Origin of the sequence: Moorella sp. E306M (genome assembly GCF_006538385.1) — a bacterium.
Taxonomy (GTDB): domain Bacteria; phylum Bacillota; class DSM-521; order Neomoorellales; family Neomoorellaceae; genus Neomoorella.
The window spans coordinates 2708984-2733873 of the sequence record NZ_BJKO01000001.1 but is presented as its reverse complement, the minus strand read 5'-3'; the positions used below and the strand labels follow the sequence as shown (position 1 = coordinate 2733873).

33 protein-coding genes are annotated in these 24890 nt (G+C 59.3%); 4 read left to right on the top strand and 29 right to left on the bottom strand.

The window, feature by feature from the left end:
* Window positions 1-100 precede the first annotated feature (100 nt).
* Window positions 101-2500, bottom strand: coding sequence for an ATP-binding protein (locus tag FLZ89_RS14190; RefSeq protein ID WP_141305190.1), 2400 nt, complete (start codon window positions 2498-2500; stop codon window positions 101-103).
* Window positions 2501-2576: 76 nt separating this feature from the next.
* Here FLZ89_RS14190 and FLZ89_RS14185 point away from each other — a divergent pair, with 76 nt between their 5' ends.
* Entirely contained in the window at window positions 2577-2819 is a 243-nt protein-coding gene (locus FLZ89_RS14185; RefSeq protein ID WP_141264547.1) for a toxin-antitoxin system protein, read from the top strand.
* Between the two features lie 6 nt (window positions 2820-2825).
* Window positions 2826-3170, top strand: a complete 345-nt coding sequence (locus tag FLZ89_RS14180) for a type II toxin-antitoxin system PemK/MazF family toxin (protein ID WP_141264548.1) — start codon at window positions 2826-2828, stop codon at window positions 3168-3170.
* 27 nt (window positions 3171-3197) lie between these two features.
* Here the strand turns inward: FLZ89_RS14180 and FLZ89_RS14175 are convergent, their stop codons facing one another.
* The 16 genes from FLZ89_RS14175 to dnaN all read right to left on the bottom strand — a co-directional run bounded on the left by FLZ89_RS14175 (window position 3198) and on the right by dnaN (window position 16067).
* Entirely contained in the window at window positions 3198-3416 is a 219-nt protein-coding gene (locus tag FLZ89_RS14175; RefSeq protein ID WP_141264549.1) for a hypothetical protein, read from the bottom strand.
* Between the two features lie 23 nt (window positions 3417-3439).
* Window positions 3440-3820: a TcpE family conjugal transfer membrane protein gene (locus tag FLZ89_RS14170; RefSeq protein ID WP_172613638.1), complete on the bottom strand. Its 381-nt coding sequence runs from the start codon at window positions 3818-3820 to the stop codon at window positions 3440-3442.
* A gap of 118 nt (window positions 3821-3938) precedes the next feature.
* Window positions 3939-4229 (bottom strand): hypothetical protein, encoded by a 291-nt coding sequence (locus FLZ89_RS14165; protein ID WP_141264551.1) that lies wholly within the window; start codon window positions 4227-4229, stop codon window positions 3939-3941.
* 84 nt (window positions 4230-4313) lie between these two features.
* Complete coding sequence (locus tag FLZ89_RS14160) at window positions 4314-5246, bottom strand: conjugal transfer protein (RefSeq protein WP_141264552.1); 933 nt, start codon at window positions 5244-5246, stop codon at window positions 4314-4316.
* A gap of 23 nt (window positions 5247-5269) precedes the next feature.
* Window positions 5270-5473, bottom strand: a complete 204-nt coding sequence (locus tag FLZ89_RS14155) for a superinfection immunity protein (RefSeq protein WP_216363907.1) — start codon at window positions 5471-5473, stop codon at window positions 5270-5272.
* A 51-nt stretch (window positions 5474-5524) separates the two neighbouring features.
* A complete protein-coding gene (locus tag FLZ89_RS14150; protein ID WP_141264553.1) occupies window positions 5525-6739 on the bottom strand; it encodes a hypothetical protein in 1215 nt (404 codons plus the stop codon).
* Window positions 6740-6766: 27 nt separating this feature from the next.
* Entirely contained in the window at window positions 6767-7093 is a 327-nt protein-coding gene (locus tag FLZ89_RS14145) for a hypothetical protein (protein ID WP_141264554.1), read from the bottom strand.
* A gap of 35 nt (window positions 7094-7128) precedes the next feature.
* On the bottom strand, window positions 7129-7410 hold the full coding sequence (locus tag FLZ89_RS14140; RefSeq protein WP_141264555.1) for a stage V sporulation protein S: 282 nt from the start codon (window positions 7408-7410) through the stop codon (window positions 7129-7131).
* Between the two features lie 9 nt (window positions 7411-7419).
* Window positions 7420-8085 (bottom strand): hypothetical protein, encoded by a 666-nt coding sequence (locus FLZ89_RS14135; protein WP_141264556.1) that lies wholly within the window; start codon window positions 8083-8085, stop codon window positions 7420-7422.
* The gene (locus FLZ89_RS14130; protein WP_141264557.1) at window positions 8085-9614 is read right to left on the bottom strand and encodes a DNA cytosine methyltransferase; all 1530 of its coding nucleotides are present in this window, start codon (window positions 9612-9614) and stop codon (window positions 8085-8087) included. The genes FLZ89_RS14135 and FLZ89_RS14130 overlap by 1 nt, the downstream gene beginning before the upstream one ends.
* A gap of 85 nt (window positions 9615-9699) precedes the next feature.
* Window positions 9700-10167, bottom strand: coding sequence for a hypothetical protein (locus tag FLZ89_RS14125; protein WP_141305189.1), 468 nt, complete (start codon window positions 10165-10167; stop codon window positions 9700-9702).
* A 90-nt stretch (window positions 10168-10257) separates the two neighbouring features.
* Window positions 10258-13272 carry a ribonucleotide reductase N-terminal alpha domain-containing protein gene (locus FLZ89_RS14120; protein ID WP_141264559.1) on the bottom strand — a complete coding sequence of 1005 codons (3015 nt, stop codon included), beginning with the start codon at window positions 13270-13272 and terminating at the stop codon, window positions 10258-10260.
* A gap of 17 nt (window positions 13273-13289) precedes the next feature.
* Window positions 13290-14033, bottom strand: a complete 744-nt coding sequence (locus FLZ89_RS14115) for an AAA family ATPase (protein ID WP_141264560.1) — start codon at window positions 14031-14033, stop codon at window positions 13290-13292.
* Window positions 14012-14464 carry a deoxycytidylate deaminase gene (locus FLZ89_RS14110; RefSeq protein WP_141264561.1) on the bottom strand — a complete coding sequence of 151 codons (453 nt, stop codon included), beginning with the start codon at window positions 14462-14464 and terminating at the stop codon, window positions 14012-14014. Before FLZ89_RS14110 ends, FLZ89_RS14115 begins: the two co-directional genes overlap by 22 nt.
* Window positions 14465-14467: 3 nt before the next feature.
* Window positions 14468-14905: a hypothetical protein gene (locus FLZ89_RS14105; protein WP_141264562.1), complete on the bottom strand. Its 438-nt coding sequence runs from the start codon at window positions 14903-14905 to the stop codon at window positions 14468-14470.
* A 25-nt stretch (window positions 14906-14930) separates the two neighbouring features.
* On the bottom strand, window positions 14931-16067 hold the full coding sequence (gene dnaN / locus FLZ89_RS14100; protein ID WP_141264563.1) for a DNA polymerase III subunit beta: 1137 nt from the start codon (window positions 16065-16067) through the stop codon (window positions 14931-14933).
* A gap of 112 nt (window positions 16068-16179) precedes the next feature.
* Between dnaN and FLZ89_RS14095 the strand changes: the two genes are divergently transcribed.
* Together FLZ89_RS14095 and FLZ89_RS14090 are read left to right on the top strand one after the other, a co-directional pair.
* Window positions 16180-16530, top strand: a complete 351-nt coding sequence (locus FLZ89_RS14095) for a type II toxin-antitoxin system Phd/YefM family antitoxin (protein ID WP_141264564.1) — start codon at window positions 16180-16182, stop codon at window positions 16528-16530.
* Window positions 16514-16867 (top strand): type II toxin-antitoxin system RelE family toxin, encoded by a 354-nt coding sequence (locus FLZ89_RS14090; protein ID WP_141264565.1) that lies wholly within the window; start codon window positions 16514-16516, stop codon window positions 16865-16867. Before FLZ89_RS14095 ends, FLZ89_RS14090 begins: the two co-directional genes overlap by 17 nt.
* On the opposite strand, the gene FLZ89_RS14085 is transcribed toward FLZ89_RS14090, so the two are convergent.
* The 12 genes from FLZ89_RS14085 to FLZ89_RS14025 all read right to left on the bottom strand — a co-directional run bounded on the left by FLZ89_RS14085 (window position 16839) and on the right by FLZ89_RS14025 (window position 24790).
* The gene (locus tag FLZ89_RS14085; RefSeq protein ID WP_141305188.1) at window positions 16839-17396 is read right to left on the bottom strand and encodes a Holliday junction resolvase RecU; all 558 of its coding nucleotides are present in this window, start codon (window positions 17394-17396) and stop codon (window positions 16839-16841) included. The genes FLZ89_RS14090 and FLZ89_RS14085 overlap by 29 nt on opposite strands.
* 162 nt (window positions 17397-17558) lie before the next feature.
* On the bottom strand, window positions 17559-18614 hold the full coding sequence (locus FLZ89_RS14080) for an RNA-guided endonuclease InsQ/TnpB family protein (RefSeq protein WP_253256499.1): 1056 nt from the start codon (window positions 18612-18614) through the stop codon (window positions 17559-17561).
* Window positions 18615-18651: 37 nt separating this feature from the next.
* The gene (gene tnpA / locus FLZ89_RS14075; RefSeq protein ID WP_141264488.1) at window positions 18652-19062 is read right to left on the bottom strand and encodes an IS200/IS605 family transposase; all 411 of its coding nucleotides are present in this window, start codon (window positions 19060-19062) and stop codon (window positions 18652-18654) included.
* Window positions 19063-19255: 193 nt separating this feature from the next.
* Window positions 19256-20092, bottom strand: a complete 837-nt coding sequence (locus FLZ89_RS15985) for a DNA-methyltransferase (protein ID WP_141305187.1) — start codon at window positions 20090-20092, stop codon at window positions 19256-19258.
* 50 nt (window positions 20093-20142) lie between these two features.
* A complete protein-coding gene (locus tag FLZ89_RS14065; protein ID WP_141264567.1) occupies window positions 20143-21063 on the bottom strand; it encodes an Rpn family recombination-promoting nuclease/putative transposase in 921 nt (306 codons plus the stop codon).
* Between the two features lie 430 nt (window positions 21064-21493).
* Complete coding sequence (locus FLZ89_RS14055) at window positions 21494-21898, bottom strand: response regulator transcription factor (protein ID WP_141264569.1); 405 nt, start codon at window positions 21896-21898, stop codon at window positions 21494-21496.
* Window positions 21899-22014: 116 nt separating this feature from the next.
* A complete protein-coding gene (locus tag FLZ89_RS14050) occupies window positions 22015-22491 on the bottom strand; it encodes a hypothetical protein (protein WP_141305186.1) in 477 nt (158 codons plus the stop codon).
* An 88-nt stretch (window positions 22492-22579) separates the two neighbouring features.
* Window positions 22580-22984 carry a hypothetical protein gene (locus tag FLZ89_RS14045; protein WP_216363906.1) on the bottom strand — a complete coding sequence of 135 codons (405 nt, stop codon included), beginning with the start codon at window positions 22982-22984 and terminating at the stop codon, window positions 22580-22582.
* 74 nt (window positions 22985-23058) lie between these two features.
* A complete protein-coding gene (locus tag FLZ89_RS14040) occupies window positions 23059-23439 on the bottom strand; it encodes a hypothetical protein (RefSeq protein ID WP_141264572.1) in 381 nt (126 codons plus the stop codon).
* A 54-nt stretch (window positions 23440-23493) separates the two neighbouring features.
* Window positions 23494-23700, bottom strand: coding sequence for a hypothetical protein (locus tag FLZ89_RS14035; protein WP_141305184.1), 207 nt, complete (start codon window positions 23698-23700; stop codon window positions 23494-23496).
* A gap of 92 nt (window positions 23701-23792) precedes the next feature.
* The gene (locus FLZ89_RS14030; protein WP_141264573.1) at window positions 23793-24365 is read right to left on the bottom strand and encodes a DUF6927 domain-containing protein; all 573 of its coding nucleotides are present in this window, start codon (window positions 24363-24365) and stop codon (window positions 23793-23795) included.
* A 113-nt stretch (window positions 24366-24478) separates the two neighbouring features.
* Entirely contained in the window at window positions 24479-24790 is a 312-nt protein-coding gene (locus tag FLZ89_RS14025) for a hypothetical protein (protein WP_141305183.1), read from the bottom strand.
* Window positions 24791-24890: the final 100 nt, after the last annotated feature.

The window sequence follows — 24890 nt, the reverse complement described above, 5'->3', positions numbered from 1 at the left end:
AAAACCCGGCTTGAAACATTAATCTAAAATCAATTTTTCTTTAAGAATCAAGGCTTAATCGCATTGTTATAAATGCAACAAAAGTTTTGTTTCAAGTGTTTCAATTCGCCCCGCCCTTCGGCCTCGTGTCGAACAGCTCCAGCAGGTACGGCGGCTGCGGGTCGATGCGGACCACCCCGATGCGGTCCTCCGCGTCCCGGAAGACCGCCGTCCCGGATTCCATCCCGGCGAAGAACCGCACGTCCAGAGCTTCCGGGTCGGCCCCTAAGAAACGTAAATCCGCTTCCACCTCTTCCGCGTCCGAAGCCCGGAAGCAGAAGACGTTGCTCACGTTGTTGACGATGACTTTAGACTCTAAAAAATCGCTGGCGTTCTGGGAGATCAAGACGGGGACCACGTTGAACGACCGCCCCACGCGCACGATCTCTTCCAGGAGCCTCTGACCTTCAGGCACGGCGAAAAGCATCCACGCCTCGTCAAAGATGAGGCACTTTAAAACGGTCGGCGGCAGGCCGAACGCCATCTCACGCACCATAGCCGCCGCCAGGTACATCAGGGCCAAACCCTGCCGCTCGCTCTCGGTCATGCGGGCGGCAGAAGCGCCGCGGCGCGGCAGCGGCAATTCCTTCAGGTTGACTGTAGTGAACACGACCGACCCCGCGGCGGGCCCGGCCGCCGCCGCGCCGGACGCGCGGCCGAAGACGAGGGACCCCACGTCCGACGCCCGCAGATACTCGATAAGCAAGGCGCACTGCCCGGCCTCTTCCTTGACGGCCTGGTGGGGGCTCTGGTCGGCAATCATGCGGAAGACGCCCAGGGCGGCGTCCATGTCCCGCTTCTCCGGCGGGAGCGAGAAGACCATCTCCACGGCCTGGGCCACGGCCACGCGGCGGGCTTCGTTGTCCCCGACGTTCAGCGCCATAGCCAGGTAGTCGAGGGCGACGGCCCTGGCCCTCTGCTCGTCGGCAGAAAGCATGAACGGGTTTAACCGAGTTCCGCCGCGGGGGCTCAAATCTAGGCGGCGGGTGGGGAAAATCCGCTCGAAGACGTAGTACTCGTTCTTCGGGTCGACGGCGAAGCCGACGCCGCCGGCGAGGATCGCATAATAGGCCAGCGTCTTAGAGACCACGCTTTTACCGCCGCCCAAGCTCCCGGTGACGAGCGCGGCGTTGGTCTTGTTGAGCTCCAGGGCCGGGCGGCCGGGCGACCAGAACACGGGCGCCGGTCCGCTCCACCCCAGGAAGAAGCCCTTCGGGTCGCCCAGCTCCGCCGCGGCCATCGGCCCGGCGGCGGCCACGTAGCCGGGGTCGCATTCCACCATCGGGGCGCCGGACGGCGCGCCGGGCAGAAAGGAGTAAAAACATTTGAGCTGCACGCCGGACGGCCGGACGGCCCGGAAGCCGCGGGAGGAAAAGCGCTGCACGAGCCTGTTGGCCGCCACGGCGGCCGCCCTGGCGTCCGGGCCGGACGCCGCAAAGCATATCCCCACACGGGCCAGCGGCTGGCCGGATTCCACCTTGGCTTCCAGGGCACGGCTGTCGTGGAGGCCCAGCTCTTCGGTCTCCGTCGGCTCGCCGCCGCCGGAATAAGCTTCGTTCATCTGCCCTTTTAGGAACGCCCTCTTGCCCCTCACCTTGGCCGCCGCTTTGTACGGTTGGATGATTTCGAAATGTATGGCCGCGTCTACAGGGTCGCCGAGAAAGTCGAGCACGGACAGAAACTCGTCTTCCGTCTCTTTAAGCCGTTTCGGCATATCCGCGAACGTCACGAAGGCCTGGGCGTGGCTGCGGCCCGTCCCGTCCCGCACGATGACACAATCTATTTTCTCTTCCACGTAAGCCCCCTCGGCGAACGCGGCGATCATGCCCGGCGTGAACCTGCCCTCGTCGCGGGAAGGGAGCGGCAGCGGCAGCAAGCCGTAGCGGCGCGCCGCACGGCGGATGATGAAATCGACATCCGCGAATTCGGCCCTCTTCAACCCGTACCCCCGCAGGCGGCGGGCCAGCTCGTCTTCCGCCGTCACGGCCATCTCCACCTTTTTCGGCGAGACGTATTCCGGCCGCAGGCCCGTTAAGAGCGACAGGGCCGCGTCGCCGACCTCGCGGGCGGCCTCGGCCAGCGACCCCCACCCTTCTTCGCGGCGCAGCGGCAATTGGACGGCTAAATAGCGCCGCCGGATGCGCGCCCCGCGGTTCAAAGCGGCCCGGGCGGCCCGGGCGTGCCGGGCGGCTTCCTCTTTCCGCCACGGCGGGGCGGCCGCGAGGTCCGGCGCGGCAGCCGCCAAGTACCCGCCCTCGTCAACGTCTTTTTCTTCCCACAAAAGGAGGATCTGGCCCTTTCCTTCCAGCCCGAACAGCAATTCCTCGAAGCGGGCCACGGCGGCTCGGCGGTGGTCCAGGGGCAGAAAATGGTACGGCTGGCCGGGCATGCGGTAGAGGGCGTAGGCCTCGCCCTGGGCGGTGAAAAGAATGTTTTTGCGGAAAGCGATAAGGGGGAACATGGAAACACCTTCTTTTCAATCATGTGTTGACAGTATTGTTATCAAAAACGTATACTTAAGACTGGAGGTGAGATCTATGCCGATGACGCGAATCTCAGAACAAGCCTTGGAAATACTTAAAGAAATCGCCATTTTTACCGGCGAATCACGGCAAGAAATCCTCTTGAAAGCGTTGGAAGCGTATAAACGCCAGCGCTTTCTCGAAAAAGCCAACGAAGCTTTTGCGGCTTTAAAATCTAACCCTGACGAGTGGAAAGCGGAGCAAGAAGAAAGAGAAGCTTGGAGTTTCACGTTGGGTGACGGGCTGGATAAGGAGTGATCTTGGATGGAAATCGAACCTTGCCGGGGCGAAATCTGGCTAGTGGATCTCAATCCTGGTCGCGGGCACGAACAAATCGGCACTCGCCCCGCTCTAATCATTTCGGTAGATCTCTTTAACCACGGACCCGCAGGGCTGGTAGTCGTCGTTCCTTTAACTACGCGACAAAAAGGCATACCTTTCCATGTCAAAATCGAACCCCCGGAAGGCGGGGTTAAAAATGTAAGTTTCATTAAATGTGAAGATGTACGGTCAATCACCAAAGAAAGGTTAATTGAAAAATGGGGCGTCGTCACGCCCGCTACCTTATCAGGCGTAGAAGCAAGATTAAAGATATTGCTAGGTCTCTGATGCTTCCCACGGCTAAAGAGGCGGGGATCAATAAACTCGTTCCCTCGGCACTAAGCCTTTAAATACGCTCCAGTCGTAGTCGTGGGAAAACAGACGGAACCGGGCGTCAGGATGTTTTTTCAAAATCTCTTCCACCGTACCGCGTAGGCTTTTATCGTTGACCGGGCGGTAGATCTTCGTGCCGTCCCCGGCCACGGCCACGATTAGGGCATAGGTGTTTTCCCGGAAAAGTTCTTCATGCCACATGATGATCAAATCCTTCCTTATTTTTAACTAATATCTTCCATCTCCCATTTCACCCTCTCTTTCTTCAACCACAGCACGCCCCCGCCGAACGCCCGCTTTTTGGGCCGGACGAAAAACGCCAGGACCTCGGCCAGGAAAACGGGCAGCATCTTGCCCTGGGGGTCCCACTGCATGAGCAGATAGGTGAGTGCTACGTCGAGCGCCAGGGCGGCCGCCAGGGTCGGCATGCCCAGCAGGAAAGCTAACGGCTTGGCGACAAACCCCGCGGGGACGATAAGGGCGGAAAAGACGACCAGGGCGTCGAGGGGCATGGGAAACGGCAGCGTCCAATCGCCCAGGTTGTAAATCTTATATTTAATGTTGAACAGCGAGCGATAACTGCTGAAGACGCGGGCGTCGTCCACCGGCGACACGGCGCATCAGCTCCTTTCCTGGCCTTTAAAAAAAAACGGGCGCGGCCTCGTCCCCGGCGAAGAGGGGACTTGCCGTACCCGCACAGCATGGGGGCCGATGGCCCCCGCGTTATTTCGCCCCGATGAAATGCAGTATGCCGTTGCCGATTGCTGTCAATACGGTCTGGTCCAGCGCGGCGTAGACGATACCGCCGATTAAGACGAGCAAGATGGCTTGCACCAGGGCGTGCCGGAAAAACTTGTAAATGGCGGCCACCAAGAGCACGAGGACAAAAGCCTTCTGGACCGTCCCGATGCCTTTGGTGAGGGTAGCGTCGATGTCGACGTCCGCATAGGCGGGCAGGGCGGTGGCGGCGAACAGCGCCACCGTGGCGATGAGGGTGGAAAGACGTTTGAACACGGCCTAAAGGCACCTCCTTTCAATTTAAAAAAAAGCCGGGCGCTATTTTCCCGGCAATAAAGATACGGCTCGACGGTTTTAACCTTACTGGCTGGCCGCCTTCAGCCCCTTCACCAAGAACCGCCCCCCGGAGACTGCCAGGTCGAGCACGAGCCTCTGCTTCACCGCCGTGACGCCAGGGGCCGACACCTCACACTCCACCAGGGCCTTCGACGGGTTTTCCCTGCTGTCCACCCTGATCTGCCCCACACTCTGGAGCTTCCACCCGCCGAGCGGCACGACGCCGGAGCCGTCCGCGACGAAATTCTGCACGTTGCCGCCGGAATAGTAGAGGTCGAGAAACTGGTTCACGAACGCCGCCAGGTTGTCCGGGGCGGCGTCGCCGAAGCCCTGGGGCGCGGAGGCTTTCCCCTGCCCCCGGGCGAGCGGGACGACGGCCGGGAGCCCGGCTACGGCGGCTTTGCCCCCAACCGTCCGGACGGGTATTTCAACCTGCATAACGGCGGCGCGCCACACCGGAACTTCAGCCTGCTGCTGCGGCTGTCCTTGGGCGGCCTGGGGCTGCGGCGCCGAGGCGGGCGCTTCGGCTGCCCGCAGGGCGGGCGGCACGCTGTAGGCGTCGGCCTGCGGCAGCTTGACCAGCCTTTCCACGTGGAGGACGACATTGACGCGCCACGCGTCCGGGCTTTCTTGCCGCACGGAGACGGCGGACGCCGCGACCGCCCGCTGGACGCCCTGGGGGAGCGGCGCCGCCGAAGGGTCGGAAAGGAAAGCCGACAGCCTTTTCGCGTACTCGTCAGGGTCGCCCAGCCAGGTCGCCCATTCGACGGCGAATTGCCGGGCCGTCTCGGCTACGGACTCGCGTAAAGACGCTTCGTCAGGGGTGTAAGCCTTGGCGGCCAGGGTGTTGTAGGCCCTGGCCGCGAAGACGGAAGCGCGGACGGAAAAGAGGAGCGAAAGGATCAGGAGGCACCAGACAACGCCCGCGGCTATGCGGCGGAATAAAAATGGCGGCATGAATGATCAACTCCTGTACGGTATCATTCTTTTGGGCTTTTCGGCGCCGGCATATCGGTACATGCGAGCACCAAAGAAAACAGCCAACCGAAGATTGTCCATCCTAAAAACAAATTGATGGCCAAAATTACGAATTTATCCTTGCCGTTTTTAGAAAATGTTATCATGGTTGGCAAAAAGTAGATTAGCAGAAAAAGGAAAAGCAAGGAAAGACCGATCTCTAACAATTGCCTTCCCCACCTTGTCCTTCCCAAAAAATCTGAACCAACCGCCGCATCCTAAATACCCCCATCGCCGATCAATTCGCGGTTCAAATCGAGGACCGTGTTAAACTCATCCTGCGTCAGATTCTCGCCCAGGGCCAGGTAGCGGTCGACGACGTTCCCTTTATCGTCCCGGACTAAAACCGTCCGGCCCTCCATCCAGACCCAGCGGCCGTCGAGCTGTTCCGCCCGGGTTTGGTCCCAGCCTTCCAGCCGCCACCTTTCGGCCGGGGCGGCGTTGTTCTTGATGCCGTCGTAGATCAGGGCGTAGGGGTTCACGAAAAGCGGCCCGGAAGCGTAGAGGGCGGTGATCCGGCCCGTCCTGTCCCGCTCCGCCGTCACGCGGGCGAACATGGCCACCGGCTCTTCCCGGTCGGCCACGCCCGAACCCTCTTTCGCCGCAGCCATAAAAGCGTCGATATCTTTTCTGGTCACCGGGGCGGACATGATGTAGCAATTGGACACCCCCAGCCGCCCGGCGTAAAAGGTGGAGCCGCCGACGCTGGCCGCGAGCTCGTTATAAGCCCGCGTGTTTTTCTCGACGGCCCATTTGAGGTTCCAGTTATTTTCCCACCACGACCGGACGTTTCGCAAGAGGGCACGGTCGGCATCGGACGCCGGATTTTCGACCCTCGTTTTCAAATCCGCGATTTCTCCGGCTGTCAAGCAGCGGTCCGGCGGCAGGTTGAACCCCCCGGCGGCCAGGGCGTCCTTCAGCCCGGCCAGCACCCGCACGAAATCGTTGGCCGTGAAGAGGTTGAACTTGGCGATCCGCTCCGGCCTTATAGTTTTGCCGAAAGCGTACCACACCGGTGACGCCGGCGCCTGGTCCAGCGGTACGGCGGTCGTGCCGTCGAAGACTTCTTCCGATTGCCCGGCCCAGGCTTCGTATGAGCCGAGGATGCGGGCACCCTGGTCCAGCCGGCCGAGCAGGAATTGCCGCACGGCGTCGTTCGCCGGCCGGACGCGGTGGAACTTGCTGGAATTGACCATCTGCCACCCGTCCCCGGCATCGACTTTGTAAGAGCCGAAGACGATGAAGAGGTCGCGGTCCGGGTCGTAGGTTATGACCCTGCCTTCCAGGGCGGCGTGGCGGTAGTAGACGGCCGGATCGCCGCTGCCGGCGGCGTATGCCTCAATGCCCTGGCCGACGAAAACGGCCCAGGTCCCGACCAGGAAGCAAATAACCAGAAACAACGCCGCTTTTGACAGATTGGATTTGAACCGCATAAAAGACCACTCCTTTACCAAAAATTCTCAACGCCACCTCAGCACCCCCTTCGCCGCCGCCCGGCGGAACGTTTCGCGGTTCCAGATAAATTCCTCCTCCTTCCCGTGCACCGTCACGACGGTCGTCACCCCGCCGCGGCGGTCGACGCCGAAGACCACGCCCCGGCCGGCGTACCGCCCCCCGCCCTTGATGTAGCGGCCCAGCGGGCGGGCTTCCCTCCACGCCTCAAACAAAAAATCGGCTATCTGGTCGTCGCTCATCCCGGGGTCCACCCGCTCCCGGAAACGCTGGACGGCGTGGGGGGTCACCTTGAATATGAGCGGCCGCAGGTCGGAGAAGGATTTCAGGATCACGGAAATCACCACCTTTCTTCAAAAAGAAAGGCGGCCTATCCGGCCGCCGCGTCGACTTTTTTGACGACGAACTTGATCGCTGAACGCTCCCTGTCTCCCCCATCCAACCGCAGGGGGTGAAACGTGAATTTTACGTCGAAATCCGTGCCTTCCACCAGCGCCCGCCCGCGGGCGATGGTTATGCCGCGCACAGCGTTGAACACGGCTTTGGCGCCCATGGCCGTCACGGCCACCTCTCCGGAGCCCCGGATTGCGGCCGAGATAGCGCCGGAGAGTTTGGAAGGGTCGGTGGAAGCGGAGACTTTTAATACGTCCATGTATCAGCGTCACTCCTTTTTGTTTTTTGGCTTGAAAAATATTTGACCGTCCACCTCGAAACTTTCGCACCAGCCCTTTTCGATTTTCTGAAGGGCGTTGGTGAGCGACCGTTTGGGATGACGGTAGTAGGTCGGGCAGTTTTGCAGGATAACGTCAATACTTATACCTTCCGGGTGTTGCTCGATAAACTGCCGCACGCGGGACATCATCAATTTGTATTCGGTGACGTACCCCCCGCCCGCGTGCCCGCCCGGCGGGCCGGTCTTGTGGGCTTCCGTGACTACCTGACGCCAATCTATCCCCGCAACGGGCCGGGATTCCGGCTCGACGGTTTCCCGTACCCAGGTGCCCCATTCAAACGAGACTTCGAGGAGGCCCAGACCGAGCCTTTCTAAAAGCCTGTCGACTTGGTGGTTAATCCGTTTTCGCATAGGGACGGCCAGGTAAATGCAATTAGCCTTTTCCTGCCACGCCGCCCCCTGGGCGACGAGGTCCAGCGTCAGGCTGGTTTTCAATTCGACGATTGCCGCCGTGCCGTCTTTGAGGGCCACTACATCCGCCCGTTTTGACGTATACAACTCCGGCCACACTTCAGAATAAACCTCGTACCCCTGCTCCTGGAGCCAGGATTTTACAGGCCCGAAAAGGTCGGTTTCTTTCAGTTTCGGCGACATCAGACCACCTCGACGTAGAATTTCAACACGTCCGGCACGTCCCTCCCCCTCTCCCCCGCCGCCGCCAACACCGCGTTCGCTATATGCCACGCGAGAAGCGGGGGCACGGCGTTGCCGACCTGGCGGTATTGGGCGGTCTTGCCGCCGCAGAACTCGAACCAGTCGGGGAACGATTGGAGACGCGCGCATTCCCGGACCGTGAGCCGCCGCACCCGGGTAGCGGCCTTCCCCCAAGAATCCGGGGCGTCGTGCCGCCCGGGGCGGTGCAACTCCCCGGTGTGGTCCAGCGTTTGTGCTGGTCTGTCCGCCGGAAATCCCGCGGCGAAGGACTCCCGCCCGTCCGCCGCCACCGTGACGCTCGGCATGTCGACCGGAGAGGCACTTCTCGCCCGCTTCGACACCACGGCGAGCTTCGGCCTGCCGCCCTGCCTGGCGTCTACGCACGGTGAGGGCCTAGCGGTCACGTCGAAGACCCGCGGCGTGCCATCGTGGGGTATCTCGTCCACCCAGAGCAGGCACGGTTCGCCGTTCTGCGGGCTGCCGCCGTGCGGGGAGCGCGGCTTGATGCAGACGGAGGGGGCGTCGGGCTCAAGCACCCGCACCCGGGCGGCCTGTTCCGGGGGCAGCAGCTCCAGGGAAGGTATATAGTTCTGCTCCAGCCTCCGGCCGTCGTTCCGCGGCCCTCCCCCGCACCGCACGGCGGCCGCCGGGCTGTACAAGGCGCTCAGGATGTCGCTGGCCCGGTTGTTGCCTTTCGGGGTCGCGCCTTTGTATTCCGTCGCCGTGACGGGCCGCGAAGGGAGCGAAAGGAATACCTGGGGTTCTCCCGTGACCGAGCGTGACGACCGCCCGTCTGTGGAATAGACAGGGTTGTTGGCCTTGGAGGTCTCCGGCTGCCGGACAACCGGGAGTAATGCGTCGAACCCTAGTGCCTCCGCCACCGTGACCCAGGGTTTCAGCGGCGGCCCAAAGAGGCGTCCCTGGGCCGCTTCCGCCGGCGAGCCGTGGGTCGGCGGCGGGAATGCGAAATCCCGCCCGGCCAGGTTCCCCACGATGAACACGCGGCGGCGGAACTGCGGCACGCCGTACCTGGCGGCGTCGAGGACGGCGTACCGTACCGCGTAGCCCATTTCTTTAAGCCTCCCCACAACCCAGGCGAAATAGCGGCCGCCGCCCCAGGACAAAAGGCCCGGCACGTTCTCGACGACCACCCAGGGCGGCCTCTTCGCCTCGATCAGGCGCAGGAAATCGGGGAAGAGGTTGCGCTCGTCTTCCGCCCCGCGGCGCTTTCCGGCCAGGCTCCAGCTCTGGCACGGTATGCCTGCGGCCCAGACGTCGGCTTCCGGGATGTCTTTCGGGTCGAGCTTTTTCAAATCCGCGACCACGACGTGGGGGCCGACGTTCTTGTTATAGGTCTCCACCGCCACCGGGTCGCTGTCGGCGGCCCAGACGGGCTCCATGCCAGCCATCTTAAAGCCCAGCGACAGCCCGCCCGCCCCGCAGCAGAAATCGATGAATTTCAGCGGCACGAAGGCTTCACCCCCGGAAAAAAAAAGACCCGGAAGGGCTTTTTCTTCCGGGATGAAGGAAAAAAGATTCCAAATGTGACAAACATTAGACTGCTTCGTTCCTTTTGTGGCAATTGTTCCAAACCTTATTTTTAACCCCCGCCGCCCGCATTTCCCGCAACAGGAACCCCATCCGTTCCCTTTCGGCGAAAATCGCCCCCATCACCGCGTCCGCCGCCTCGGGCGGGGCTTCGCGAAGCTCCGTCTCCAGAGCGGCGAGGCGGGCTACGCAATCGTGGAAATCCCTAATTAGGGGATCTCCCCCCGCCCCGCCCGCGCCGCCAGTTTCGCCGCGGAACGACAGCCAAATTGCCGCCGCGCCCGCGCAGCCCGCCGCGGCGCAGAGCAGCCAGAAAAACGCTCTTTCCCGGGATGCGGGCGCGGCAATGCCCGGCGGGGCGGTGGACAAAACACAGGTCAAAACAAACGTGAAAACAACGGCCAGGACCAGGTAACCAGCGGCCGCAAAGCCCATCTGCGCCCATGCGCGAACTTTAGAAAACAAGGCCGCCATCCCCTCCCACTTTTCCTTAAAAAATAAAAAAAACCCGGCCGGGAAACCTCTCCCGACCGGGGCGCAAAAACCTGGACCCGCAGCGCTTTTTTAACCGCATTTGCTGAACCCGCAGCTCCGGCACACCAGGCAGCCTTCCTGGAAGAGCAGCGGCGCGCCGCATTCGGGACAGGAGGAAAACTCGCTATTACCGTTCAATGCATCGTTTGACTTTATTTGACTTTGATCCTCCGCCGGCACCGGCCGAGCGTTCATTTCCCGGAGCAGCGCCCGCCCGATCACGTCCGGGCACGACTTGCCCCGGACGGACGGGTCTTCCGCCCGCCGCCGGACGAAATTGGGACAGACGACCGACGTGAGCTGGTCGGCTATGGCTTCCGGCGCCACGCCGGAACGGAGGGCCAGGGAGACGAGCCTGCTCACGCCCTCGGTGTAGGCTGCGCAGCCGCCGGACGAGCCGGTGGTGATGAACGTCTCTACCATCTCGCCCGTGGCCGGGTCGCGGTTGACCGTGATGTATATCTTTCCGCAGCCCGTCTTCTCCTGTTCCGTGAAGCCGACCGTCCGTTGGGGCCGCGGCGCGGGGTAGACGCGCTGCCGCCGCCCCGCCCCGGACGTGCGGCCGCCGTCCCAGGAGACAGCCGCCCCGTCCTTCTCCCCCGCGCCGCCAGGTTCGGACGCCGCGGCGCCCGCCGACAGTACCGCCTCACCCCGGCTGCCTTCGCGGTAGACCGTCACGCCCTTGCAGCCTAGCTCGTAGGCCGTGAGGTACACCTTCGCCACGTCTTCCCTGGCGGCGAAAGCGGGCAGGTTGACCGTCTTGGAAACGGCGTTGTCGGTGAATTCCTGGAAAGCCGCTTGCATGCGGACGTGCCACTCGGGGGCTATTTCGTGGGCGGTCACGAAGACCCGCCTCAAATCGTCCGGCACGCCGGGCACGCTGGAAAGGCGGCCGGTCTCGGAAACTTTCTCCAGCAGCGCCTCCGCCTCTTCCCGCGGAAACCGCCGCCTCACGGCCGCCGCGAACGCTGGGTTGACTTCCGCTATTTTGCCGACCCCCGCCACGTTCCGGGTGTACGCCAGGGCGAAGGCCGGTTCGATGCCGGAGCTCGCGCCCGCGATCACGCTGATGCTCCCGGTGGGAGCTATGGTGGTCAGGGTGGCGTTGCGGGCAAGGCCGCCCCCGCCGCCCCCCGGCCCCATGGCAAAAGCCGGGCACGGGCCGCGTTCCGCCGCCAGCGCCAGCGACGCTTCCCTGGCTTCGCCGCTGATATAACGCATTATTTTCCGGGCCAGGTTGACCGCCTCGTCTGAGTCGTAGGGCACGCCCAGGTAAAAGAGAAGGTCGGCGAACCCCATCACGCCCAGGCCGACCTTGCGGGTCAGCAGGGTCGCCCGCTCTATCTCGGGGAGGGGATACCGGTTGGCGTCGATCACGTTGTCCAGGTAGCGGACGGCCGCCCTGACGGTACGCCCTAGCTTCGCCCAATCGATTTCCCACCTGCCGCCGCCCGCGTCTTTCACCATGCGGGCCAGGTTGACCGAACCGAGATTGCAGCTCTCGTAGGGGAGCAGAGGGGTTTCGCCGCAGTTTGCCGACAGGACGGCCTCGTTGTCGCTTTCGCCCGTCATGACGTAGTAGCGGTGCGTCCCTGCCACCACGCCGTTGTAGACCGGAAATTCCCCTTCGAGGTACCTCACCGACACCACCGACAGGTCGATGTCGGGGTCGATTACCTGCTGGAATACGGGCGACGTTTTTAACGGTCCTTTGTAAACTTTGTAGCGGCCGCACGCTTCCAGCCTGTCGCCGGGCTTGAGGTCCTTCGCCTGGACCTTCCGGCCGCCTTTCAAAAAGAGGTTGTGGTCGGGCGTGCACCGGAGCGCGGCCCCGTTGCTCAAGCGGACCTCCATCACTTGAGCCCGCCGGCGGGTCATGCGGATGTCGGTCATCGGTTTAAAAGTGAGCTGGCCGTCGTCCGTCTTCGTCAAAACCGGCAGGGTGTTCCCCACCATATCTTCGAACTTTATCGGCCCGTAGATCGTCCACACCCTGGTGTCGCCCGTCCAGCACGGGTTCGTGCCCTCTATCTCCCCCAGCCATGGTGTGGGGTTGGCCGCGTTGATCCTGTCCAGGAAGAGGACGCCCGGCTCGCCGCTCCGCCACGCCGCGTCCACGATCATGTCGAAGATCTTCCTGGCGGAAACCCGCCGCGCCTCTTCCCCGGTGCGCGGGTTGACCAGGGCGTATTCCCGCCCTTCCCGCAGGGCCGCCATGAACTCTTCCGTGAGGCCGACCGATATGTTGAAATTCTCGAACTCGCCTGGCGTGAGTTTACAGGTTATGAATTCTTCGATAGAGGGGTGGTCCACACGGAGCACACCCATGTTCGCGCCGCGCCGCTTGCCGCCCTGCTCCACAGCTTCCGCCGCGGCGTCGAAGACCCGCATGAACGACACCGGGCCGGACGCCTCGCCGCCCGTGCTTTTGACCGTATCGCCCTTCGGTCGGAGACGGGAGAAGGCATAACCCACGCCGCCGCCGGTCTTCTGGATGATGGCCGCGTTTTTGAGGCTTTCGAAGATGCCTTCCATCGAATCTTCGACCGGCAAGACGAAACAGGCGGAAAGCTGCTGGAGCTCCGTGCCGGCGTTCATCAGGGTGGGCGAGTTGAACAAAAACTCCAGCCGGGCCATCATGCCGTAAAGCTCGTCTTCCGCCGCCTTTAAGCCTTCGTCGGCGGCGGCCCGCTCGACCACGGCCGTAAACGGCACGACCATGCGCCCCTCGGCGTTCAGCCGCCGGTACGCCCGGTGGAGGGTGCGGACGTCGTAAACGGAAAAACGCGCATACCCTTTTTCGAGCCATTCCGGCGGGCACGTGTCGTCCTGGTGCGCGGCGCCGCCGGGGAGCAGGGAAAGGTCCGTCCAGGGACGGTAGACGTCCGGCCGGTAGAGGGTGTCCACCGCCGCCACGTTGCGGGCGACGCGGCGGAACATTTCTTCCGGCGTCTCGACCACGCTGCCGCCCGCGTCCTTCCGCAAATAACGCTTCTCCAAGATGAGGCGGGCGTTGGGCGTGAGGGTAAGCAGAAAGTCGGACATTTCGCGAACCTGCCTTTCTATGAATTGAACAGCCGGGCCGTATTGCACGCGCACCGCACCCGGTGGCACGCGGATTCCAATTCCCGGACGGCCCACTCCAGGCCGCCCGGCCCCGCGGCGCGTATTTTTTCTACGGCCGCCGCCGCGGCATCGAGGGCGTGCCCGAGGGCCGGGCTGACGGTTCTCCGCCCGCCCTGCGGATGGCCGTTCTCGCTGTCCTCCACCAGATCGATTTTCAGCCGCCACATGAGGTCTACGATTTGACGATATAAGTCGTCCGTGCTGCCGCTGTTGTCCAAGATGAAATCCGGCTCCGCCAATTCGATTTCCCGCTCGGTGGCGTGGGAAGTTTCTTCTCGGCACAGCGGCACGCCGTCGCGGAGCAGCAGCCGGTCCATCCGCACCTGATCCGGGCAATCTATCCTGATCACCGTAAAGCCCGCCTCCCGGCAGGCACGGTATTCGTTGAGCAGCCGGCCGTCCGTGATCACTGCCCTGGCCGGGTTTTCGGCTTCCATCTGCCGGAAGACGCAGCGCACCCAGACCAGAGGGTCGATGCCCCGGACCGCCGTGCCCAATTCTTGCAGAAGCCTACGCGGCTTGCGGCCGTCCGCGAATTCCTCCGGCCAAAGGCCGCGGGCGACCTCTTTGAGCTTGTCCGCGAAGGCGTACCGCCGGAAACCATATCGCCTCACCAAGTATTCGGCCGCGGTGTCTTTCCCGGCCCCGGCCTTGCCCATCAGGAGGAAACGTACCGGCATATTTCAACCCCCGTTTTTTCTAAAAACCTTGCGGCGAACTCGTCAGGGTAGCCATCGGCGTAGACGATGCGCCGCACGCCCAGCTGGGCGAGCATTTTGGCACAGGTGAAGCACGGGTGGTGGGTCACGTACAGGGTCGTGCCCGTGCCGCTCAACCCCGTTATCGCAAGTTGGAGAATGGCGTTCTGCTCGGCGTGCAGGGCTCTACAGATATCCAGCCGCTCGCCCGAAGGCACGCCCATCTGTTCCCGCAAACACCCGCCCAGGTCGGCGCAGTGGGCCATCCCCGACGGCGGACCGTTGTAGCCGGAAGCGACGGCCCGGTTGTCCTTGACTAATACCGCACCGACCTGCCGCCGCAGGCAGGTCGAGCGGCGGGCCACCAGCCGGGCCATCTCCATGAAAAATTCGTCCCAAGTAATACGGTTCACGGTTTAATCTCCTTCTTCGACGAAACTTATTTCCGCCCTCACCTGCAGCCGTTTGCCGTGGGCGGCGGCGAATTTCTGGGCGATGCCCAACGCCCGGCCCAGGTTTTCGACGGCCCCGCCGGACGCCGCCGCTTCGGCCGCCGGGCGCCCGCCCAGCAGGGCTTTGACCACGGACCCCGCCGCCTTGCCGGGGTCCGTGGCGGCACTCACGCGGGCGTGGAATATACCGCCGCCGTTTTGGGACGGCGGCCGCTGGGCCGCTGCCGGCCGATCACCCGGTCGGGCTGGCCGCCGGGGCGGAACGCAACCGTTTCCGGGGCGTGCCGGAAATACCGGCCTGGACCCATACGGCGCCGACCCGGACGCCCCTTGGCCGCTGGGCGGCCGGATAGTCCTGTAGCCGTCGGGTTTGGAATTGACGGAAGGGTTGTAACGAATCATAGACATATCACCTTTTTCTTTTAATTTAAACCGTGATAGGAGCGACGGCGTGCGTATAATTCATTGCGGCGTCCCTCACTACGATCAGACCCCGCCCGGCGGGCAGGTTAATTAAGACTTCGCCGTCCAGGGGCCGCACCGCGTCCAAAAGGAAAAGGGCGTTGGCGGCGACGGAAGTTTCTGTGCCCGCCCCGTCCCCGGAAACAGGGATTTCCTCGCGGCAGATGGAAGGGTCGTCCAGGGCGAACACCGTCAATATGCCCGCCCCGGTTTCGAGCTCGACCAGGGGAGGTTTGCCCGGCTGGCCGCTGAGGAGCAGGGCCGCCCGCTCCAGGGCGTTTTTCAAAGCCCCCACGTCGATCCTCATCGGGTCCGGGAGATCCTGCGGCAGCACCAGGCGGTAGTTCGGAAACGCCCCGGCGCCCATGCGGGCGAAGAAGCCGTTCCCGTCGTCCGTCCGCGCGACGACGAAGCTCCCGCTGAAGCGCAGCTCCGCTTTAGGTTCGCTGCCGGCGGCGCCGGACAAAACGTCCAGCAAAGCTTTGGACGATGCGGCGGGCAAAAGCACGTCGTTTACGGGGGCTTCGCCGTCCCCGCGCCCGGACCAAGGCGCCTCGGCCACGGCCAGCCGCTGCCGGTCCGTGGCTACGAGCCGCAAAACCTCTTTTTCCGCATCCTTTTCTAAAAGGACGCACGCGAAAGCGCCCTGGAAAGGATCTACGGCGGCGGCCGGGCTGACGGACCGCACCGCCCGGGCGAGCGCCGCGGACGGCAGCGTGAAAGCCTCGCTACCGTCCACGTCCGGAAAGGCCGGAAAAACTTCAGGGTCGAGCATGTCGAAAGAATAGCGGCGTTTTTCCTGCGACAGCGTCAGCCTGTTCGCGGCTTCGTCGGCCGTCAATTCGACCTCGCCGTCCGGCAGGCTGGCGACCAGCCCCTTGAACGTTTTGTGGGGCGGCAGCGCCTGGCCGGGGTCCGACACTTCGGCCGGGACGAAGACCTCGACCCCCACGTCCAGGTCCGTCGCGTAGACCCTGAGCTTATCTTCCCCGGCCTCTAAGAGGACGCCGGCAAGGGCCGGGACGACGTTTTTCCGGGACACCGCCGCGTCTACTTTCTTCAAAGCGGCGGCCAGGTCAGATTGGCGGCATTTGCATTGCATAAAGTTTATCCCTCCATTTTAAGGCTTTATTTAGGTCTAAATTTGAGTTATAATTTCCTCAAGAAAAGCATATTAAGTTTACGGAAAACTGATAGGGGGTTGAACGACCATCATGATGCACGAAATTGACGACCCTGTTCTCCTCAGCCCTTCCCAATTGGTGTCATCCTCAAAATTGAGCAAAAACCTGGGAGCCTACTTGAACGAAGTGCGGAAAAGGCCGATCTTCGTAACCAGGGAACAAGAAGTCGAAGCGGTGCTATTGAACCTTGACGACTACCGGGAGCTTCTGCGTGAAGAACAAAAGATAGAAGATCTATACCTGGCGGTTTTGGCCCTCCGGAGATTGGCCGAAAACGCTAAAACTCCGGAAAGACTCTTAGAAATGGATGAGGTCCTGGAACGGTTTGGGATAACGCGGGAAGAATTGGCGGAGGCATCCGGCGATGAAATGGAAAATTAAATGGCTGCCGGAAGCCGTCAAAGACATGGAAGAATTGGATCGGAGCGTCAAGTTACGGGTGTTAAAAGCCATCGTCAAGCTGGAAGACGACCCGCTGGGATACGGCGAACCCCTGGGCGAAAAAGCGGGCCTCGACTTAAGCGGAATGCGCAAGCTGAAGGCGGCACGAAGGTACAGAGTGGTTTACCGTGTGGAAGAAAACGCCGTGGTCGTGCTTATAGTGGTTGTCGGCAAACGCGAAGATCTTCAGGTGTACAAAACTGCCGCCAAGCGGATAGCGGCGTATAGGAAAAAAGTCGAGGCAGAACTCAACCATCTTGCCGATCTGTTGAAATGAAGATTTCCGGGCTTTCCACAACCGCTTTCAGATAGTCGGGGAAAGAAATTTCTACCAGCCCCTGCTCCTCCGCCCGCACGGAAGCCGGACCGCCGTTGCGGCGGCCAGCTTCTTTGATCGCCAGGATAGAAAAAGGAAGAATGAAAAAACGTCCAAGTTCCCAGAACGCGACCAGTACGAACGCCGCCGCCCCCGTCCTGGCGCAATCTGCAAGATATTGGTACTGGTGTTCTTCCAACCGCGACAACGGCCACCGCCGCCCCTTCGACACTTCTTTGGCCTCGAACGCCACGGGCAAAGCACGCCCGCCCGGCACGAGGACGTGGCCGATAAAATCTACGGCCGCCTTTTTCTCTATTTTGGCTGACACGATGCGGCCCCGGCCGTCCCGTATCGGCAGCCAAGCCGCCGGGACGCGGTGGATGACGGCTACGCCCGCCTGGCGGTAGCGTTCGTTGCTCAACTCGACCAGGTCTTCTAAGGCGCGGCCGCGGTGGGCCGTGTTTCGGTATGCTCTGATCGCTTTCATGAAATCAGGGCAGCCAATAGCCCAAGCAGAGACCAAGTGAACTACCCCTCCCTAACCCCTCCGGGTTAGGGAGGGGCTTCGGTAGGGTTTCCTGCTTCATCGTAACCCCAACGGGTCAGCTCCACAGGCGTAACGTCCCGTGGTTCCCACGGTAGGGAAGCATCATGCCGCTTCCAGAGCCAACGCCTTTTTCAGGATATTCCGGGCGGCGTTCACATCTCGGTCGAGTATTAGGCCGCAATAAGGGCAGCAATGAGTCCGCTCGGATAATTCTTTAGGCACATCCATTCCACACCCGCTGCATACCTGAGAAGTGCCGGAGGGGTTCACTTTGACCAGCTTAGTACCAGCCTCTGCCGCTTTGTACTCAAGCATAGCCATGAACTCTCCCCAGCCTGCATCAGAAATGCTCTTGGCTAGGTGATGATTTTTGACCATTCCTTTAATGTTTAGCTTCTCAACAGCAATCAGGCCGTAAGTTTCCACCAGCCTGCGGGATTGCTTGTGCAAAAAGTCCCTTCGTTGGTTACAAACTTTGGCGTGCAGCTTGGCCAGCTTTTGTCTGGCCTTTTTCCGGTTGCGGGAATCTTTCTTCTTGCGGGAAAGGTTGCGTTGGGTATGTTTGAGGCGTTTTTCCATTTTTCTCAGGTACTTGGGATTTTCAATGATACTCCCATCTGAAAGGGCCGCGAACTTTTCCAGACCAGCATCCAGACCTGCGGCAGGTCCGGTATGAGCCTGCGATTGGGCAAGCTCTATTTCTGCGGCAAAAATGGCCCACCATTTGCCGGCGGCATCTCGTTTGACGGTAACAGTCTTGATAGTGCCAGGTATTTCCCGGTGTAACCTTATCTTCACCAGGCCGATTTTTGATAATCTCAGCTTGCCGTCCTGGAAAGAAGCGCCTTTCCCTTCTCCAAACTGGGTGAAGGTGATAGATTTATAACGTCCTCTCCCTTTGAACCGGGGATAGCCCGGCGTTTTCCCGTTCTTGACCCGGCGAAAGAAAGCGGCAAAGGCCTTCTCGACCCTGAACAACACTTCCTGGGCTACTTGAGAGTGTATCTCCCGGAGACGCTCATCCGTCTTCTTGGCCTCTTTGAGCCATACCTGCTGCTCGATCCGGGTAACAGATCTCTTTTCCCGTTCCCAGGCTTCTTTTCGCTGGGCCAAGGCGGTGTTGTATATCCACCGGCAGGTTTCCAGCCAGCGCAACAATAGGGATTCCTGCTCCTTGTTAGGATAAAGCCGGAATTTATAGTTCCTGGTTTCCTTGAGACTGGACGTAGCGTTTGACATCCTCCAGCTTCACCTCTCCTACGGTAGCCAGGAAATAGCTGGGCGACCAGAAATGGCCGCCCCAAAGCTGCTTTTTCACTTCCGGAAACTTCCGGAATATCAGCCGCGCCGAAACAGATTTCAGGGAGTTGATGAATTTTGAAAGCTGTATTTGAGGTTGGGAGGCAAAGAGGATATGGATATGATCCCTGTCTGTCTCCTGTTCGATTATCTGAACGCCGAATTTTTCCGCTACGCTTAGGTTGACCTGCTTGAGAAAACCAGAAATTTCAGGTGTCAATACCTTACGCCTGTATTTGGTACACGCCACATAGTGGAACCGAAGGCTGTAAACGGCATGGCATCCTTTGTCCAATTGATACTTCATGACTTTATTTTACTATAAGAATCGAAATATGGCGAGATTATCTCCCTGCCTTTCATCCCCGCCCTTACGGGCGGGGACTTCCCGGCAGGGAAAGTTAAAAATGAGACTAACAACGCTACCGCAAGAACCCTCTTCAGATTTTCCCGCCATTCCTGGCCGCGGTCGCCATTGCCCATTCGCGTATTTACCATTTTTAACCTCCCCCAGCGTCAAACTGCAAAAACCCCTGGCGGCACCTTTCCGCGGCTATTCGGCAATACTTTTCATCCTGCTCGATCCCAATACATTTCCGCCCCAGCCTCTTCGCCGCCAGTGCCGTCGTGCCGGAGCCGAGGAAAGGATCGAGGATTAAATCGCCCGGACGGCTCCAGTATGCCACCAGCGTTTCCGCCAGCCGGAGCGGCTTCTGGGTGGGGTGCAGCCTCTTCCCGTCGGCGTTGGTGGGCAAGATGAGGTAGTCCGGATGCTGCCCGAACCGCCAATTAAACGTCAAAGGGCCGCCGGGCTTCTGCCACATGCCGCAGGCTTCCCAGGCGTTCATGAATTTGACCTTGCGCACCTGGGGAACCGGGTTGGGTTTAATCCACAAAAAATAGCCCTTCTGCTTGTAGCCGAGGCTTTTTTGCAAAAAGGCCGAGAGAAAATTGATCTTGTCGCGGTCGAAGAACGAGCAGAACATCCCGCCGGGCCGGAGCAGTTTGTCCGCCGCCCGGATCCAGGCCAGGGTGAAACCCCAGAAATCTTCCTCCCCCGCGAAATCGTCCCAGGGGCCGAAGTAGAGGGAAATGTCGCCGCCGGAAAACTTAGTGCTTTCACCGCGCTTGATAATAACGTTTCTTGAAATGCCGTAAGGCGGGTCGGTTATTATCATGTCCGCCACTACCCCGTTCTCGGCGAGGAAAGGCATTACTGTCAGGCAGTCGTCGTGGTAAATAGTGATAACACCATCTGTATAAGAAGGCTTGATAGGACATCCCCCTTTCGCGGCGGCCACAAAAAAAGCGATGCCCCGTGCTTTTACACGGGGCATCGCCTTTCGGTCAAGAAATTTAGTGGCCTATCCTTTATGGCTAGAAGACGCTAATGCATTAACACGCGAGATATGACTTCCTCTACCTCTTCTGGAGTTCCGGCGTCAAGTACACTGTCGAAGAGCCTATCGAGAATTTCTACGTCCCTCATCTGCCGTATCTTATTTTCAAAAGTGACGCTGCCAAACTTTTTCTTCAAGTAACGAAGAACGGCATCCTGCTTTGCCTCCACCATGCCTTCTACTCTGCCTTCCGCTTTACCTTCCGCTTTCGCGCCCGCCACCATGGAGATCTCGTCCCGGATGGCTTTTTCCCGCAATTCATACAGGCGGCGCTCCAGCTCGCTCTTCCTAAAAACTTCTTCGACTGTCAGGGCTTTCTTAATCGCCGGGTTTTTCTCGGCGATCATCTTCAACCCCTCCCCTTCCAGATTATTCAAATACATTAGCCACGCTTCCAATGGGTCGTCCGGGTTCCATTCGCGTTTTCGCACCTTGATTAATTCTAAGAAATGAATTTCCAAGTGGTCATTCATCGGTTCCCCGGTCTCGATGTCCCGAATGCGAAAAACGTGATGGTACCGCTCATCGGCAAACCAATCGAACCCAAGGATATTAACGGCAATCGTTCTGCGTAGTTCCGAAAACTGTTGGCCGGATTTCAGTTGGCCACCGTACAGCCTTGCCCAATAAAACAGTGTCCGCTTGTCGATATCGAACCTATTGGCAATCTGTATCTCGACGTTGATCAGCGACTCGTCGGCCGCCTTCACCAGCACGTCCAGTCTGGCGGCCCTATCGAGAAGGTATTCTGGGTCGATTTCCCTGTCCAATAGTTCCAGGTCGGTTAATTCTCTGCCTGGCGGCAGTCTGAATACCGCATTGAGGAATCCCAGCAGAGCCTCTTTCCCTTCTTCGGAGCCGAAAATTCGCTTAAAAACATAGTCGTTAGTCCGGTTGATCCCGTCCACACGCCTGACACCCTTTTTCCCAGTATTATACCGGGATTTAGAAACCGTTTCAAGGCTTCCCACGATTTCCGGGGCAGGCCTTTCCGGCCTGCCCCATTCCCTCCTTTCCGTGAGAATGGTTTAGGCCGGAAGGCCCGGTTGATCATACCTCCGGTATTACCTCACAAAATTTCTCGACGATTTCCGGGGGAAGCGTTCCCCGTACCAGCCGCTTGTACCCTAATTCCAGGTCTTCCCGTAGGAGGTCTAAATTGCATGGCCTAGTCGCCCCCCAGGCGAAAAGACCGGTGTAATCAGGGGTGTGCCAATAGTACGTGTCCACTAGAGTACACATCAAGCAATCATACCGAAACCGTGCCTCCGGGTTGGTGCGCTCAAAAGTGGCTACCCAGTTTGGCCGGGCTTCCAACTCTTGAAGTTCGGTTCCCACCTACGTCACGCTCCCCGCTATATTCTTCAGAAATTGAACGAGCATGGCAGATTTGGTCATATCAGCTTCGTGGACAACAAGGTCGTCAAATTCCTTCTTTAATTCTTCAATGATATCTTTTGCCCACCGGCTTACCATAGAATAGATGATATAGGCTGACGACCTGTGTTTTTCAATGAAAATACGCAGAAGGTAGGCATAGCTATTATATCCGTCTAACGAAAAACTTTCTTCAGATATTGCGCTTACGTCCAAAATGACAATATCCGGTCTGCCCGTTCCTGCCGCGAAAGCTCCCCTCAATGATGCGAATGTTTTAACGTCACAACCGGGCAACTCCATTGTGATAATTTCCTCTTGTTGTTTGGCCAACTCAATGTCGTTCTCGACAATCCAAATTTCCATTTTTCGTTCCTCCACTTTAATCCTCCATATCCGCTTTTTGCCTGCAGGCCTGTTTCCTCGTAATCGCCTTTTTATTAGGCACTACCTGCGTTACAGGCCTGCGGAGCCACATGCTTCTAGGCAACCGTAGCCGACGTGTCAAACCTTTTTTGTTCAACTATCTCCCTGCTTTCTTTAGTGAGCAGATTTAATGGTATCGGCAAGACTTTTTGCCAGTGAGGTTCAGCCGTAGTCTCAAAAATCATCACCAAGCCACCCGACGTCTTCCATTCCCACGCCGGGACGCTTTTCACTTGTCCGGTACGCGGGCACCTGTACCGGATCAAAACCTGCCGCCGGACGTTGCGGTGAAATTCCGGGAAGGCCAAAGCCATCCTCCCAATTTCCGGCGGGACCCAGCAGCCGACGCCGCGTTCCGGCACTTCGGCACGCCACCAGGCGCCTTCGGCGGCCGGGCGGTAGAGGAAAACTTCGGCCTGCTCGGGAAGCATACAATTCTGGTAAAACAGGTAGCCGTCACCGAACTCTTCACCGCTGATCCGTATTGCGGCTTCCGTGAGAACTACCATATCTTTGACCGTTAAACCGCTCATTGTTTTTAGGGCGGGCCACCCGGCCCGCCCCATTCCTCCTTTCGTTGAAATGCTGCGGGCCAGGTGGCCGCATATTTAATCCTAATCGCTAAATTGAGAAAACATCTTGAGAATATATCTCCCGCAACGTTTTCTCAATTTCATAGCCTGAACGCTCGGCCTTTACCAATTCATCTATTCTTCGTATATGCTCAACAATCCCGTGTACCACGGGGACAACCCATTCTCTCCAGGTCGGTTCCATCCTTGCCTCCCACGGAAGGCCAATCAGCAAAGAATCTTTGCTGAATAACGGGCTGTTCCCTAAATGATGCACGGGCGGATAAAACAGAAGATCCATTTCCTCTATAGGAATAGTAGCAACTAGCCCACGCTGTTTACTTAATCCATAGAGCCTGACAAAATATCGATCAAACTGCAGGCTTTGCAATTTTTCTTTGTAAAATATTTTTGCCGCAGGAGAAAACTTGTCCCAGAATTCGATATGAATCATATTGTAGGGCGGGCCGTGCCTGGCCCGCCCCATTCCCTCCTTTAATAAGAATGTTGCGGGCCGGCGGCCGCTTATCAACAATTCCCTTTAAGCGCTTCTGACCAATAGTCGGGTCCCATGTCTACCCCGGCGTCAAACGGTCCCGGAACAAACACGGCCATTTTTACCGCAGCGCGGTCCGGACAATAAGGGTTCGACACGGAAAGCAGCCCGTTTGATTTCCAGAAAACCTTCGCTCCCGCCGGCAAAAGGCGTTCGTACCAGCCAAGCGAAGAATACAGCTCCCGTTTCTTCCCCGCGGCGAAAGCCGCTCTGTCGGCCACGACCGACAATTCATAGAGGCTAAAGTCTTCCCTGTCGCGGTTCTGTCGCATGTATTGATCAATCGCCTTTTTTGCAGCCTTTTCGTACCTAGTCATTTCCGATGGGACGAGCCGCCGTTCGGCCCGCCCCATTCCTCCTTTCTTAAGAATGACGCGGGCCGATCAGCCCTATTTAGGTTTATAACATTATTCCGCCCTCATCTGCCGGGCGCACTCCGGACAGAGGAAACCGACCAAATTCCCTCGGCTGTCGAAGTCACCGTGGACCTCAACGTGCCCGTATCGGTTCTCTTCCGCCCATTCCCGCGCCGGGCGGAGGCAATTCTCGCAATAACCGTTTGTTAAAAATTCCTTTACTTCGAGGTCGTTTTGCAGATATACAGTTTCTCCCATTTATTTCGGGGCTGGCCCTCCCGGCAGGGCCCGCCCCAAACACCTCCTCTTAGGATTGTTTAGTGTTGCGGGCCTGCCGGGCGGCCAAAACTTTAGACCGGAAAACCTTCCAGGATACAATATGGTATCTTTTCTAAGATCCAATGCTTTAACCTGTACAGTCGCCCGTGACGATCTGACACCAACAGCCGCCGGGTGTTCTCTACCCTAAAGACGCTTTCTTCCCGCCCGCTGGAGAAAGCAATGGGCGACTCAAACTGGATGACTTTCCCTTTCTCCAGACGGGGCCGTGCCTTCCTTTCCTGGAGCCGTTTCCAGCACTCCTCCCTCCATTCTTTTGCCGACGGGTTGTCGATCGGAGTGAGAAGCTTAAGGACGCGCTCCGGGCAATTGTAATAATACGGATGCATGTTTTCACTCATATCCTTGTAGCCGAAGTTATAATAGTCGTTAGGTCGGTAGTCAAGGAGGCACACCACCGCGAACACTTCCTTCGGGCCAGAAGCGTCTCCCCTCTCGATAGCCAAATACGCCTCGCGCAACTTTACTATGGCACAATCGAGGACACGGCAGTAAAGGCCGTCCTCCCTCTCCCACGTGAACTCCTTCTTGAGGAACTCCTTGGCAGTAACCTTATAAGGTTTGTGGACAAATAACCAGCCCATATTTTTGGGAAAGCGGGCCCCCGGCGGCCCGCTCCTCTAATCCTCCTCCCATTCCAGACTTTTGGATAGGATTTTTGCGGGCCTGCCGGGCGGCCTTAATTTAGTCCTGGAAATTAACCTGCATAGAATTCAGCCATATCTTGCACTGTTGCCCGATAAGTTTCATCGTTATCACAGACGACAACGTCGACATCGCCTTCCACGTAAGTTACTACAGCCCGTTCCGCGTCGTTTTTCCACACACGGCGGTAAGGGCCATCGTCCCACTCTTCGACCTCTTCAAACCCCGGGGGCAGGTTGCAATTGTAGAGCGGTCCGAAGAAACCTGTCGTGCCGCGGTAAATGAGGCGGCCAGGCAGCTCTTCCACCTGAAAACAATACCCCCGGAGAAACTCCTGGAGATTTCTAGGTTTAACCTGATTCATTTCTTAACGCGGCAGACCCCTGGCAGCCTGCCGCGCCAAACACCTCCTTTAAAGCAAGGTATTGGTTTGGACGGACCGTCTCCGGGCGGTCTTGCGCTTG

What these genes read in the sequence shown, in the direction of transcription:
- FLZ89_RS14190 (WP_141305190.1), bottom strand. Translation starts at nt 2,500, where the DNA reads ATGTTCCCCCTTATCGCTTTCCGCAAAAACATTCTTTTCACCGCCCAG.
- FLZ89_RS14185 (WP_141264547.1), top strand. Translation starts at nt 2,577, where the DNA reads ATGCCGATGACGCGAATCTCAGAACAAGCCTTGGAAATACTTAAAGAA.
- FLZ89_RS14180 (WP_141264548.1), top strand. Translation starts at nt 2,826, where the DNA reads ATGGAAATCGAACCTTGCCGGGGCGAAATCTGGCTAGTGGATCTCAAT.
- FLZ89_RS14175 (WP_141264549.1), bottom strand. Translation starts at nt 3,416, where the DNA reads ATGTGGCATGAAGAACTTTTCCGGGAAAACACCTATGCCCTAATCGTG.
- FLZ89_RS14160 (WP_141264552.1), bottom strand. Translation starts at nt 5,246, where the DNA reads ATGCCGCCATTTTTATTCCGCCGCATAGCCGCGGGCGTTGTCTGGTGC.
- FLZ89_RS14150 (WP_141264553.1), bottom strand. Translation starts at nt 6,739, where the DNA reads ATGCGGTTCAAATCCAATCTGTCAAAAGCGGCGTTGTTTCTGGTTATT.
- FLZ89_RS14140 (WP_141264555.1), bottom strand. Translation starts at nt 7,410, where the DNA reads ATGGACGTATTAAAAGTCTCCGCTTCCACCGACCCTTCCAAACTCTCC.
- FLZ89_RS14135 (WP_141264556.1), bottom strand. Translation starts at nt 8,085, where the DNA reads ATGTCGCCGAAACTGAAAGAAACCGACCTTTTCGGGCCTGTAAAATCC.
- FLZ89_RS14125 (WP_141305189.1), bottom strand. Translation starts at nt 10,167, where the DNA reads ATGGCGGCCTTGTTTTCTAAAGTTCGCGCATGGGCGCAGATGGGCTTT.
- FLZ89_RS14120 (WP_141264559.1), bottom strand. Translation starts at nt 13,272, where the DNA reads ATGTCCGACTTTCTGCTTACCCTCACGCCCAACGCCCGCCTCATCTTG.
- FLZ89_RS14115 (WP_141264560.1), bottom strand. Translation starts at nt 14,033, where the DNA reads ATGCCGGTACGTTTCCTCCTGATGGGCAAGGCCGGGGCCGGGAAAGAC.
- FLZ89_RS14105 (WP_141264562.1), bottom strand. Translation starts at nt 14,905, where the DNA reads ATGATTCGTTACAACCCTTCCGTCAATTCCAAACCCGACGGCTACAGG.
- dnaN (WP_141264563.1), bottom strand. Translation starts at nt 16,067, where the DNA reads ATGCAATGCAAATGCCGCCAATCTGACCTGGCCGCCGCTTTGAAGAAA.
- FLZ89_RS14095 (WP_141264564.1), top strand. Translation starts at nt 16,180, where the DNA reads ATGATGCACGAAATTGACGACCCTGTTCTCCTCAGCCCTTCCCAATTG.
- FLZ89_RS14090 (WP_141264565.1), top strand. Translation starts at nt 16,514, where the DNA reads ATGAAATGGAAAATTAAATGGCTGCCGGAAGCCGTCAAAGACATGGAA.
- FLZ89_RS14085 (WP_141305188.1), bottom strand. Translation starts at nt 17,396, where the DNA reads ATGAAAGCGATCAGAGCATACCGAAACACGGCCCACCGCGGCCGCGCC.
- tnpA (WP_141264488.1), bottom strand. Translation starts at nt 19,062, where the DNA reads ATGAAGTATCAATTGGACAAAGGATGCCATGCCGTTTACAGCCTTCGG.
- FLZ89_RS15985 (WP_141305187.1), bottom strand. Translation starts at nt 20,092, where the DNA reads ATGCCCCGTGTAAAAGCACGGGGCATCGCTTTTTTTGTGGCCGCCGCG.
- FLZ89_RS14055 (WP_141264569.1), bottom strand. Translation starts at nt 21,898, where the DNA reads ATGGAAATTTGGATTGTCGAGAACGACATTGAGTTGGCCAAACAACAA.
- FLZ89_RS14050 (WP_141305186.1), bottom strand. Translation starts at nt 22,491, where the DNA reads ATGAGCGGTTTAACGGTCAAAGATATGGTAGTTCTCACGGAAGCCGCA.
- FLZ89_RS14045 (WP_216363906.1), bottom strand. Translation starts at nt 22,984, where the DNA reads ATGATTCATATCGAATTCTGGGACAAGTTTTCTCCTGCGGCAAAAATA.
- FLZ89_RS14040 (WP_141264572.1), bottom strand. Translation starts at nt 23,439, where the DNA reads ATGGGGCGGGCCGAACGGCGGCTCGTCCCATCGGAAATGACTAGGTAC.
- FLZ89_RS14035 (WP_141305184.1), bottom strand. Translation starts at nt 23,700, where the DNA reads ATGGGAGAAACTGTATATCTGCAAAACGACCTCGAAGTAAAGGAATTT.
- FLZ89_RS14030 (WP_141264573.1), bottom strand. Translation starts at nt 24,365, where the DNA reads ATGGGCTGGTTATTTGTCCACAAACCTTATAAGGTTACTGCCAAGGAG.
- FLZ89_RS14025 (WP_141305183.1), bottom strand. Translation starts at nt 24,790, where the DNA reads ATGAATCAGGTTAAACCTAGAAATCTCCAGGAGTTTCTCCGGGGGTAT.